The 11,948-nt window shown below is 61.1% G+C and carries 11 protein-coding genes and 1 pseudogene; 7 read left to right on the top strand and 5 right to left on the bottom strand.

Annotated features, from left to right (window positions below; translation table 11 throughout):
- Window positions 1–34: 34 nt before the first annotated feature.
- Window positions 35–316, top strand: a pseudogene (locus tag VSR68_RS31885) (DDE-type integrase/transposase/recombinase); the annotation flags it as partial.
- 78 nt (window positions 317–394) lie between these two features.
- On the opposite strand, the gene VSR68_RS31880 reads toward VSR68_RS31885, so the two are convergent.
- The 5 genes from VSR68_RS31880 to andAc form a co-directional block, all read right to left on the bottom strand.
- Window positions 395–1,738, bottom strand: coding sequence for an MFS transporter (locus VSR68_RS31880; protein ID WP_342943601.1), 1,344 nt, complete (start codon window positions 1,736–1,738; stop codon window positions 395–397).
- A gap of 125 nt (window positions 1,739–1,863) precedes the next feature.
- Window positions 1,864–3,135: an NAD(P)/FAD-dependent oxidoreductase gene (locus tag VSR68_RS31875; RefSeq protein WP_342943600.1), complete on the bottom strand. Its 1,272-nt coding sequence runs from the start codon at window positions 3,133–3,135 to the stop codon at window positions 1,864–1,866.
- Window positions 3,136–3,146: 11 nt separating this feature from the next.
- The gene (andAb, locus tag VSR68_RS31870; RefSeq protein WP_342943599.1) at window positions 3,147–3,455 is read right to left on the bottom strand and encodes an anthranilate 1,2-dioxygenase ferredoxin subunit AndAb; all 309 of its coding nucleotides are present in this window, start codon (window positions 3,453–3,455) and stop codon (window positions 3,147–3,149) included.
- A 12-nt stretch (window positions 3,456–3,467) separates the two neighbouring features.
- Window positions 3,468–3,938, bottom strand: a complete 471-nt coding sequence (gene andAd / locus VSR68_RS31865) for an anthranilate 1,2-dioxygenase small subunit AndAd (RefSeq protein ID WP_342943598.1) — start codon at window positions 3,936–3,938, stop codon at window positions 3,468–3,470.
- A 4-nt stretch (window positions 3,939–3,942) separates the two neighbouring features.
- Window positions 3,943–5,217: an anthranilate 1,2-dioxygenase large subunit AndAc gene (andAc, locus tag VSR68_RS31860; protein WP_342943597.1), complete on the bottom strand. Its 1,275-nt coding sequence runs from the start codon at window positions 5,215–5,217 to the stop codon at window positions 3,943–3,945.
- Between the two features lie 161 nt (window positions 5,218–5,378).
- On the opposite strand from andAc, the gene VSR68_RS31855 reads away from it, so the two are divergent.
- From VSR68_RS31855 to VSR68_RS31830, 6 genes are all read left to right on the top strand, one after another.
- Window positions 5,379–6,299, top strand: coding sequence for a LysR family transcriptional regulator (locus VSR68_RS31855; RefSeq protein WP_342943596.1), 921 nt, complete (start codon window positions 5,379–5,381; stop codon window positions 6,297–6,299).
- A 363-nt stretch (window positions 6,300–6,662) separates the two neighbouring features.
- Window positions 6,663–7,934, top strand: a complete 1,272-nt coding sequence (locus VSR68_RS31850; RefSeq protein ID WP_342943595.1) for a sugar ABC transporter substrate-binding protein — start codon at window positions 6,663–6,665, stop codon at window positions 7,932–7,934.
- A gap of 97 nt (window positions 7,935–8,031) precedes the next feature.
- Complete coding sequence (locus VSR68_RS31845; RefSeq protein ID WP_342943594.1) at window positions 8,032–8,910, top strand: sugar ABC transporter permease; 879 nt, start codon at window positions 8,032–8,034, stop codon at window positions 8,908–8,910.
- Window positions 8,898–9,710: a carbohydrate ABC transporter permease gene (locus VSR68_RS31840; RefSeq protein WP_342943593.1), complete on the top strand. Its 813-nt coding sequence runs from the start codon at window positions 8,898–8,900 to the stop codon at window positions 9,708–9,710. The genes VSR68_RS31845 and VSR68_RS31840 overlap by 13 nt, the downstream gene beginning before the upstream one ends.
- A gap of 10 nt (window positions 9,711–9,720) precedes the next feature.
- A complete protein-coding gene (locus VSR68_RS31835) occupies window positions 9,721–10,755 on the top strand; it encodes an NAD(P)-dependent alcohol dehydrogenase (protein WP_342943592.1) in 1,035 nt (344 codons plus the stop codon).
- Between the two features lie 3 nt (window positions 10,756–10,758).
- Window positions 10,759–11,919 (top strand): sn-glycerol-3-phosphate ABC transporter ATP-binding protein UgpC, encoded by a 1,161-nt coding sequence (locus VSR68_RS31830; protein WP_342943591.1) that lies wholly within the window; start codon window positions 10,759–10,761, stop codon window positions 11,917–11,919.
- The last annotated feature ends 29 nt before the right edge of the window (window positions 11,920–11,948 follow it).

Below are 11,948 nucleotides of genomic sequence, written 5' to 3'. Positions count from 1 at the left end.
TCGGGTTGGCGGTCGCGGAGTGACGAGCGCGGAGGTTGCAAAGAGCGGCGCCAACCTGGCCGCGCTTGAAGCCATCAATGCTGAGCGCGACAAGCCGATCAAGATCCGCCAGACAAATTATTTGAACAACATAGTCGAGCAGGATCACCGTGCCGTGGAGCGCATCGCTCGACCAATGCTCGGGTTCAAGAATTTCCGCTGCGCGGGCATCCTGCTCAGCGGTATCGAGATCATGCACATGATCGCCAAAGGGCAGATGAACGACGGCGACATCCGAATGAGTGCAGCTGAGCAATTCTACTCGCTGGCAGCGTAGGCAGTCCTCATCATATCGGAAACGTTCTTCGCCAGTTGCCCTTATCGCGACAGAGCCGGTTTGTGCCGCAGTGACCCATCACGCATGTTGCGGCTCGGACGGGGCGGAACTGTTCATGCCGATACGGCGTTTGCCCAAGATCGTGATTGCAGCGATCAACGCGGGCAGCGCTGCGACGGTGAATACCGCAAGCATCGACCAGCCCCGGCCAAGGAGATAGCCGCCTATCGCCGAACCGAAGATCGACCCGGTGCGCCCTATGGCATTCGCCCAGCTTACCCCCGTAGCGCGGTTAGCCGTGGGATAGAAGGACGCAGTTAGCGCGTTGACCCCGATGAGGGCGCCGCCCGATCCTATTCCGGCGCCGAACACGGTCAGCACCAGAAGCGTCGGGAAGGGCGTGGCATAGCCCAGCGCCGCTATCGAGACCGCGCCAAGAACATAGCTGGCGGCGAGTACTCGATGCGGGTCCGCCTTGTCCATTCCGTATCCGATGACAACCGCTCCTACCGTGCTGCCGAGCGGTAGCACGAGGCCCACGAGCGCTGCCGTTCGCAAGCTTTGGCCCGCGCCCGTCAAAAGCGTGGGCAACCAGCTCGTGAGCAGATAGAAGACGAGCAGACTCATGAAAAAGGTAAGCCACAGCAGGATGGTGCCGCGTGCGAGCCCCGGGGCGAACAGCTTGCGGACGGGCGAGCCCGCCGACACTTGTGGGCGGAGGAAATGCGCGTTCAAGAGTTCCGGTGCATCTTGAATCCGCGACAGAATCGCGGCGATACGTCCGTCGTGCCCACCCTTCATTGCCAGGTAGCGGGGCGATTCGGGCAGAAACCAGACAAGGAAAACGAGAAGCACAAGGGGAGCGAGTCCGCCGAGCATGAAGACCGCCTTCCATCCATGATCTTCGACCAACCCCGCCGAGGCCAGACCGCCCAGCATTCCGCCGAGGGTAAAGCCGCAGAACATGACTGTGATCGTCAGCGATCGGGTCCTGCCAGGGCAGTATTCCGCCGTCAGCGTTGTGGCCGTCGGCATGGCGCCGCCAAGGCCGATACCCGTGACGAGACGCCAGAATGTCAGCCAGTGGATATCCGCGGCGGTTGTCGAAAGCAGGCTCGCGACCGCGAAAAATGCAGTCGTCAGCAACAGCACGGGCTTGCGGCCAATCCTGTCTGCGATGGGACCAAAGACCATTGCGCCGATCATCAGGCCAAGTAGTCCAGCTGCGAAGAGCGGCGCGAGCCGGGCTGGGGCAAGTCCCCATTCGGCGCGCAAGGCCGGCGCGATGAATCCGACGGCCGCCGTATCGAAGCCGTCGATGGCGACCACGGCGAAGCAAAGCGCCACCACGGCCGACTGGAACGGCGATATTTTTTGTCCGTCGACATAGGCCTGGACGTCGATAGTGTGGACGGTGGACATAACCGGGTCTCCTCCTTGTTTGCTATTGGCTGTTTATGGCCACATCCGCGAGATGGACCGAAAGGCACAGCGACAGGGAATGCCATCGAGGTTTTTCGCCTCGTTGGTGTCGCTCAACCGGCTGCTCATCGCATCGCTTTTCCGTTCGGCGTGCCCGACGACGGAATCATCGGCAGGCTCTTCAATGGGCGCGCGTTATCCGCCCATGCCACGGGATCGGGCATGTGCCCCTGGGCGAATGCCTTGCGCAGCATCCGCGTCTCCCTTGGCGCGTTGATCCCGGTGGCACCGGCTAACCGGCCGCCCGGCATCAGGAATAGCCAACATCCGTTCCCGGCCTGCGGGTCGCCACGCGCCACCGCATGGGCGGCGCGGTGCGGCAGTCCCAGGCACTGCAGATTGGTCGCGTATTGATCGGACCAGAACCAGGGAATCTCCGTGTGCTGGTGGTCCTTGCCGAGCGCTGCCCGTGCTGCGCAGATCGCCTGGTTCTGCGCGTTTGCCCAGCTTTCGAGGCGGATTTCCTCGCCAGCGAAGTCGCTCGGATGCAGGGCAACGTCGCCAGCAGCGAAGATGTCGGGATCGGAAGTCCGTCCCTGCTTGTCCACCACGATGCCGTCGCGAACTTCGATGCCACAGGCTGCAGCGATGCCGGTGTTAGGGCTGATGCCGATGCCCACCAGCACGTGATCCGCAGCGACCGTTTCGCCGCTTGCGAGTTGTGCGACGACGCCCGATTCGCCGACCCGTAGCGTGGAAATCGCGGCGGAGGTCTTCACGGTTACGCCGTTCCTCTGGTGCATTGCCAGCAGAAAATCGGAGACGATCGTCGGCACAGTGCGCGCGCACAATCGTGAACCGGCTTCCAGTATCGTGACGCTGACGCCGGAACGTCGTGCTGTCGCCGCGGCTTCGAGTCCGATCCAGCCGCCACCGATAACGAGCAGATGGCGCGATTCCTTCAGCGCGGCACGCAGCCGCAACGCATCGTCCTGCGTTCGCAGGACATGCATGCGCGCAGGGCATTCGACCTGCATCCCCGGCAGCATTTTTGGGCGGCCGCCCGTGACGAGAAAAAGCTTCGTATAGTTCAGCGAGCGTCCATCGGAACAGATCACGGTGCGCTTCGAGCGGTCTATTCGCGAGACCTGTGTGGCCGGCCAGAACTCGATGCGCTCGGCTATCGCAAACTGCGCCGTCAACAGGGTGAAACTGTCGGGCGCTGATGTGCCGTCCAGGAATCCCTTTGAGAGGGGCGGGCGCTCGTAGGGCCAGTGGCGCTCCTCGCTGATCAGCACGACACGTCCCTGGATTCCCTCGGCGCGCAGCGTCCGGGCGAGCCAGGCGCCTGCCTGACCGCCGCCCACAATGATGAAGGTTTCGTCTTCGTTCGACATGTGGGGTCTCCTCAGAGCGATACTTCGACGCGGTCGCCGACGATTCGGGTGGGAAAGCTCTGTACGGGTTCCGTGATGGGCGCCGAACACGCCGAGCCGTCGCGGATGCCGACGAGTCCCTGGTGCAACGGACATTCGACACAGTCGCCCTCGACGAAACCTTCGGACAGGCGCGCATGGCCATGGGAGCACAGGTCGCGCAGCGCATACACCTCGTCGGCCAGTCGAAAAAGGGCGATCGGCGTTTCGCGGACGGCGACCCCGAGCACTTCGCCCTCGGCAACATCGGATGCCGCCGCGGCATCTGTCCATTCAGCCATTTTGTTTTCCTCTCAGATCGGATAGGCGAGAAGCGTTTGCACTCTCGACGTGTCGAAGACACAGCGCTTTTTCCTGAAGCGCAGTCCGTCGGGCGTGTTCACCACATGGTCGATATAGCGCCCGGCCTGATAGATGCTGGTCGATCCGTCCTGTACCGTGTTGACGACCAGGTAATTGGTGGTCATCGTCCAGCCGTCTTCGCATGGCTGCCATTGCATGCCGGACAGGAAGTGCCGATACGATGGCCTTTCGTAGATGTTCGCGTTGCGCAGCGAGAGCACGCGGTCGCGTATCATCCTGGCGCTGTCGCAATGGATGATGGGCGCGGGCAGCCCTTGCTCGACATTCTCCTTCGAGACGATTTCGTAGAAGCCATCTTCCGTGAAGAAAGCGGCCCATTCTTCGAGTTTGTCGTTGTCGATCGCCGAAATATAGTTATCCTGAAGAGCGGCGAGACGCAGTCTGGTATTGATCTCTTCCATCGTGTTACTCCGTGGCCTGGCAAACGGCTTGCTCGAATCCCATGAGTTTCTGGTAGCCCACCCAGAATTTCCGGATCAGGTTTTCGGTGATCATCGTGCTTTGCTCGTCGGGAGCGGAACGCGCCATCTCGATGACCGAGTTTTCGTCGCCGTCGCGTGCCGTGCCGCGCTGCACGAGTTCGGTCGCCTCGGTATCCTCCATCGATACGTAGCCCGCGGGGCCCACGAGATTCGCCTGCTTGATGCGCAGCGCGCGCAGCTCGGGCGTATCGTCCTCGTAGCCGAAATAATGAAAGACCAGCTCGTAGTGGTTCGGGCCTTTCGGCAGTAGCTGCCGCGCGCACAGCGTGTTGTGAATCTGCTGCAGGATCAGTTGTGGAAAGATGGACTGGATCGCCGTGCTGGCCGGTTCATCGAATTCCTTTTCCAGCGCCAGGATGGAAGGGTCTTCGAGCTGGAAGCCTTCGTCGTAAGAGCGGATCTTTTGTTCCTTGTAGACATCGGAGTTCGCTTCTTCCTCGTTGCGGCCGACGAAGATGATGCTGTGCAGCCCATCGACATCATCGGCCGCGCAATGCGCCTTCATTCCGACGCGGAAAATACTGAACGTCGCGGTGAAGAGATGCAAAAGGCTGGCGTGGTAGGGGTCCTTGACGTTCTCCGTGTAGAGCTTCCAGTTGCTGTCAGAGTACTGTCGCGTGCAGCCGAGATAGACGATGGGCTTGTGAAACAGCCGGTCGATATAGTGGCGCATCGCCGGCCCGACGTGCTCTGCGAACGGCGCGACGGTGTCGCTGAACGTTGCGAACACCAGGCCCCGGTAGCTCTCCACTCTCAATTGACGAAGACTGTGCTGCTGCGGGTCGAAGTCCTTCGGCATGCCCGTCGCGTCCTTCTGGCCGCGTCGGAAGGGCACGCCCTGGAGGTTGCCCTTCGTTCCATAGCTCCACTGGTGATACACGCAACTGTGCGAGAGCGCGTTGCCGCGCTGGAGCCGGCATACGATCGCGCCACGGTGAGCGCAGCGGTTCACCCACGCGGCGAGCGTGCCGTCTTCTGCGCGCGTCATGACAACAGGGGTATCGCCGACGAAGGTGCTTTTGAAGTCTCCCGGGTTGGGAATCTCGACTTCGAAGCCCAGGAAGTTCCAGGTCGGGCCGCGGTAGATGCGCTCCTGCTCGAGCGCGTAGATCTCCTCGTCGCTGAACACCTTGTACGGAACCCGCGAGCCGTCCTGTTGCGGGAAAAAGGCCAATGGCCGTTCATTTTGCAGTTGCATCGTTGTCTCCGTTTCAAATCAGCCGGGTCTTCTCTGCCTCGCGGCGTGGTGCCGCTCGGACAGGACGCCGTCGTTTCCTGTTGATTGCAGTATGAACAGGTAGCCACCGTGTGATAATCACCCGCAAACGACAAGGACCTTGAACCACGGAGAGATAATCGATGGATCGGCTGACGAGCTTGACAGCGTTTTGCCAGGTCGTGGAATGCGGCAGCTTCTCTGCCGCCGGCCGTCGCCTCGATCTGTCGGCGAATATGATCAGCCGACACGTGCAGTCCCTGGAGGGCCGGCTGGGCGTGCGGCTCTTCAACCGGACAACGCGCCAGGTGAGGCTCACGGAAATCGGCCGTTTGTATTACGAACGCTCCAGTCAGATCCTCAGTGAACTCGACGACGCGGACCGTATCGTCGAAACGATGCAGACGAGCCCGCGCGGCAAACTACGGCTGCATGTCAATACGCATCTCGTGCGTTTCCTCGCTCCGATTCTTTCCGAGTACCTGACCTTGTATCCCTCTGTCAGCCTGGAGCTAGTCACCGGCGAGCGTGCGGTCGATCTCATCGAGGACGGTTACGACCTGGCCTTGCGCACGGTGACGCCGCCAGATTCCGGGCTGATCATCAGAAGCCTGACACCTTGGCGCCAGGTCATTTGCTGTTCGCCTTCCTACCTCGCACGCCACGGCGCGCCCCGCCACCCGTCCGAGCTGGCGGGGCGCAATTGCCTTCAATACCAGTTCTTTCCTTCGGGCAACGAATGGCGGTTCGAGGCGCCTTCGGGAGAAACCTTGACGGTCAGCGTAGGCGGCAACCTGACCACCACCAGCGCGGAACTGTTGCGATCGCTCGCCCTTGATGGAATCGGAATACTGGTGGCCCCGAGTTTCCTTGTCGCCGACGATATCGCTGGCGGAGCGCTGCTTCGGCTATTCGAGGAGTACAAGCTTGCGGAATTCGCGATCAATGCGATTTATCCGCATAGGCGCTATGTTTCGGCGAAGGTCCGCACGCTGATCGACCTTCTGGTCGAACGCATGAGCGATCATCGGGAATGGGTGCAACAGGTGCATGGGGGATCGTGAGGCGGTTCTTACCGGCCGTGACAGGGTCGCGCTGGAACTGAAGACACCCGAGTCGGACCGCGCTCCCGGCGACACGGTGCGTACCGACTGCCTCCGCACGGCGGTCCAGCAGGCGTTCATCGAGTGTATGCGCGACGAATGCGAATCACATGTGCGAGACGCCATCGCGGCAGTGACGTTCTACGTCTACACAAATTTTTGCGCCGCACACAAAACCTGAGCAAAAAGTATTGAACTGCTGACCCGTTTTGGCGTGGATCGCGCATTTTCCGGGTGTTAACTTACGCATCGTATCCACGGGTTTGTCGAAGCCGGCCCGAGGATGACAACGCGATCGACACAAAAATCCAACAGGAGACAGCAGTGAACAGGTTCCGCTATTCCGCAGCGTGTGCCCTCGTCGGCGCGGCCCTGCCTCTGACGGCGTTTGCGCAATCGTGCAACGTTCCCGTCCTCAGAGTGCTGGCCCAGAAGAGTCTCGGTCTGACCGTCATGGAGAAGTCTCTGCCGGACTACCAGAAGCGCACCGGCACCCGAATCGAAATCAGCTACTTCGGCGAAAACGATCGCCGGGCCAAGTCGCGCCTCGACGCGTCGACGGGCGCGGGCTCGTATCAGGTGTATTACGTGGACGAAGCGAACGTTGCCGAGTTCGCGTCGGCTGGCTGGGTCGTCCCGTTGCTGAAGTACTACCCGAAGGACGCCGACTACGACGACTTCCTGCCGGGTCGTCGCGCCGTCGCCAGCTACAAGGGCGTCGCCTATTTCGCGCCGCTGATCGGCGGATCGGACTTCCTGTTCTATCGGCGCGATCTGCTTGAAAAGGCGCACATGCCCGTTCCGCGCACAATGGACGAACTCGTCGCCGATATCAAGAAGCTGAATTCGCCGCCGAACATGTATGGATGGGTGGCGCGCGGACAGCGCGGCTCCGGCATGAACGTCTGGCGCTGGGCGCCGTTCATGCTTGCGGAAGGCGGCACATGGACGGACAAGAATCAGCAACCCGCGTTCAATTCCCCTGCTGCCGTGAAGGCGACGCAGCTATACGCGGACCTCTTCAAGTACGCGCCGCCGGGATCGGCGACGTACGACTGGAGCAATGCGCTCGAAGCGTTCCGCTCCGGCAAGGTCGCGTTCATGATCGAATCGACGCCGTTTGCCGACTGGATGGAAGATCCGTCGAAGTCGAGTGTGGCGGACAAGGTGGGCTATGCGCGGCCGCCTGCGCCGCTGCCTTCGGCCGCGTACGGGCACGGTCTTGCGATTTCCTCGGTGGGCGCCAAGGACGAATGCACGCGGCAGGCTGCTGGCAAGTTCATCGCGTTTGCGACGAGCAAGGAACAGGAACAGGCGCGTCTGCGCGAGAACGTGTTTAGCGACTATAACCGCACGAGCACGGTCCAGAGCGACTACTTCCAGAAACACGTCAAGCCGCAGATCCTGGCTGGCCTGAAGGACACGACGCCTGTATCGAAGGTGACGTTCTGGCCGAGCCCGCAGTGGCCCGATATCGGCGACAACCTCGGCGTTGCACTCGAAGAGGTTTTCACGGGAACACAGAAGAACGTTCCGGGCGCATTGAACGAAGCTGCGCAGTATGCGCAGGATGCGATGGAGCACGCGCGCAAGTAGCGCGTGCAGATGAGGGCAGGGCATTGGCTCTGCCCGCGTTCGATCCGTTCCGGAAGACCGTGTGGCCTTCCGGCTTCGTTGGCCGCCGAGGTGTTGAATGTTCAATCGCGGAAAGACCAGCCTTCCGTTCGTGTTCCTCGTTCCGCCACTCATCCTGATGGCGGTACTGGGACTGGTACCCACTATTGCGGCGATCAACCTGGCGTTGAGAAACCGTGTGCTGCGCTATCAGGATAGCGAGTACGTCTGGTTTCGCAATTTCGCTCGCCTCTTTGCCGACCGGCGTTTCATCAACTCGATTGAGGTTTCTGCAATCTGGGAATTCGTCACCGTCGTGGGCGCGGTGCTGGTCGGGATTGTCATCGCCATCTATCTGTTCGAGCATGTTCGCGGCCGGATGCGCAACGCGATCAGCGTGCTGCTGATTACGCCCGTGCTTTTGCCGCGCGTGTCGGCCGCGTTCATCTGGAAGTTCATGTATTCGCCGCTGACGGGCATTCTGAGCTGGATGCTCGGCCTTGTCGGCGTTCAGAACACCGCGTTCCTTTCCGACCCGAGCCTTGCGCTGTACGCGGTGGCGCTCGTCGATATCTGGCAGTGGGGGCTTTTCTTCTCCGTTGTCGTGCTCAAGCTGCTCGAAACGTTGCCGCCGGAGCCGCTCGAAGCCGCGCGGCTCGACTATGCAAAGACGTGGCAAGTCTATGCATACATTGCACTGCCGATGCTCAAGGCGCCCATCATGAGCCTCGTGTTCATCAAGATGGTCGAGTCGCTTCGATCGTTTGACCTCATCTATGTCATGACCAAGGGCGGTCCTGGCGTCTCGACGGAAACCCTCGACATGTATGCGTATTCGCAAGGCATTGGATTGTCGGGCAAGGTTTCGTACGCGTCCAGCATGGCCGTGCTGATGATGGTCGCGACAACGTTGATTTTCACTTTTATCTGGAAACGGGTGAACAAATGGGAAGACTGATCCCTCGCAGCACGGTTCTCCTGTTTGGCGTGGCACTGGCGCTGGTTGCCGTTTTCCCCGTGTTCTGGGCGGTGCTCAATTCATTGAAGAACCTGCTCGATATCGTGACGTCGACGCCGCGCTTCTTCTTTACCCCGACGCTCGACAACTATCGGCAGGTCATCTCCAGTCCCGAGGTATTGATTGCGCTCGGCAACAGCTCCGTGATCGTCGGCACGGCAGTCCTGCTCGGCACCGTGCTGGGCGTGCCGGCTGCCTATGTGATTGCGCGCTATCACGTGCCGGGCAAGCGCGATATTCAATTCTTCCTGCTGTCGCTCCGCTTCCTGCCGCCCGTCGCCGTTGCGATTCCGCTGATCGCGATCTGGGTCGACCTAGGGCTGTACGACACACGCTTGTCGATGATCGTCACCTACCTGCTGACAACGCTCTCGACGATCACCTGGTTGTCGATCCCCGTCTTCCAGCGCGTGCCGCGCGAGATCGAGGAAGCGGCCACGCTCGACGGCTGCGGCCCCTATGAAGTGTTCTGGCGCGTCGCGCTGCCGACCTGCGCCAGTACGTTGATGGGCGGAATCATCTTCAGCTTCGTGCTGGTCTGGAATGAACTGATGATCGGCCTCGCGCTGACATCGTCGCACAGCGCGACGCTTCCCGTCGTGGCCTCTGCGTTTACATCGCTTGGGCAAGAGGTGCCGTGGGGCGTCATCAACGCGTCGACGGTATTGCTCGCATTGCCGCCCATCCTTTTCGTAGGCGCATTGAGCCGCCTGCTGAACTCTATGCTCAAAGGAAAGTAAGGAGACTGTAGTGAAGGCACTTGTACTCGAAGCGACGCGTCATCTGAGCCTGCGAGATATCGATTTGCCGCAGACCGTCGGGCCGCGCGACGTCAAGATCAGAATCCATACGGTAGGTGTGTGCGGCAGCGATGTCCATTACTACACGCACGGCCGCATTGGGCCGTTCAAGGTGGAAGACCCCATGGTGCTGGGGCATGAGGCATCCGGCACGATCGTGGAAGTGGGCGCGGAAGTCACGCATCTGAAAATCGGCGACCGCGTATGCATGGAACCCGGCATTCCGCAATTCGATTCGCCCGCGACCATGCGCGGCATGTACAACCTCGATCCCGCTGTCAGGTTCTGGGCGACGCCGCCCATTCACGGTTGCCTGACGCCGTTTGTCGTCCATCCGGCAGCGTTCACATTTCGACTGCCGGACAACGTGACCTTTGCCGAAGGCGCGATCGTCGAACCGCTGTCGATTGGCCTGCAAGCCGCCAAAAAGGCGGCGATGAAGCCGGGCGATGTGGCCGTCGTCATCGGAGCCGGCACGATCGGCGCGATGACCGCGCTTGCAGCGCTTGCAGGCGGCGCGTCACGCGTGATTCTGGCCGACGTGGTCAAGGCGAAGCTGAAGCACTTCGCCACCAACCCCGCCGTAACGACGGTCGACGTGACGGAGCAACCGCTTGCCGACGTGGTAAGTGAAGTGACGCAAGGGTGGGGCGCCGACGTCGTGTTCGAAGCGTCGGGGAACGCGAAGGTGTTCGACTCGCTGCTCGACCTTGTGTGCCCGGGCGGCTGCGCCGTACTCGTAGGCATGCCGCCGGGACCTGTCGCGCTCGATGTGGTCGCGATGCAGGCCAAAGAAGTCCGGTTCGAATCGGTGTTTCGCTACGCCAACATTTTCCCGCGTGCGCTCGCGATGATCAGCTCAGGCAAGATCGACGTCAAGCCGTTCATCTCGCGCAAGTTCCCTTTCTCGGAAGGCGTGAGGGCTTTTGAGGAAGCTGCCGCCGGTCATCCGGAAGACGTCAAAATCCAGATCGAGATGGACTAAACCATGGCCAATATTGTCTGCAAGGGGCTGACGAAGCACTACGATGGCGGCCCGCCCGTGCTGCATCCGTTGGATCTCCAGATCGACGACGGTGAATTTGTCGTGCTGCTCGGACCTTCGGGCTGCGGCAAGTCAACGATGCTACGCATGATCGCTGGACTGGAGGGCATTTCCGGCGGCAATCTGTCGATTGGCAATGCCGTGGTCAACGACGTGCCGGCGCGCGAGCGCAACGTTGCGATGGTGTTCCAGAACTACGCGCTTTATCCGCACATGAGCGTGTACGACAACATCGCGTTCGGGCTGCGCCGGCTGAAGACGCCCAGGCAGGAAATCGACCGTCGCGTGCGCGAGGTGGCATCGATGCTGAATCTCGATGCGCTTCTCGATCGCAAGCCGCGTGCGATGTCGGGTGGCCAGCAGCAGCGCGCGGCGATCGCACGGGCGATGATCAAAACGCCGGATGTGTTCCTGTTCGACGAGCCGCTGTCGAATCTCGACGCGAAGCTGCGCGCGCAGTTGCGCACGGACATCAAGCGTCTGCATCAACGTCTGCAGACAACAACCGTATACGTCACGCACGATCAGCTCGAAGCCATGACGCTTGCGGACCGCGTTATCCTGATGCGCGGCGGCCGCATCGAGCAGGCGGGGACACCGAGTGAGCTTTATCACTATCCGCGTACGCTGTTCGCCGCAGGCTTTATCGGTACGCCAGCGATGAATTTCCTGCCGGGCGTGATTGAGCGATTGGCTGATGCGGTATCCGTGCGGGTGAGCGCCGAAGCATGGACGCTCGCCGGGTCACGCTTTTCCACGTTGCGCGCCGGACAAAGTGTCAAGGTTGCCGTCAGGCCGAACTATGTGCGGATCTCGGACGGTACGGGAAGCGCGGATACGTTGAAGATGCGCGGCAGTGTCGAACTGGTCGAGATGCTTGGCGCCGACGCGCTTGTCACGGTCGTGTGTTCAGGCGAACGCGTAGCTGCACTCGTGCCATCGAACAGCCTGCCGCACGTCGAGGCCAATGTGACGCTCGAGTTTCACAGCCGCGACTTGCACGTGTTCGATGCGCAGACGGAGGAGAACCTCTCGCTGGCGCGTGGTGACGAGACAGTTCGCGTCGGCGTCGAGCGGACAATATCGGCAGTCGGGACGCACTAGCGCCCATTCTTCGCACGAAAAGAAGCGGC

The sequence above is a fragment of the Paraburkholderia phymatum genome (assembly GCF_038900715.1).
GTDB lineage: Bacteria > Pseudomonadota > Gammaproteobacteria > Burkholderiales > Burkholderiaceae > Paraburkholderia > Paraburkholderia phymatum_A.
This window is presented reverse-complemented; position numbering and strand designations above follow the sequence as displayed.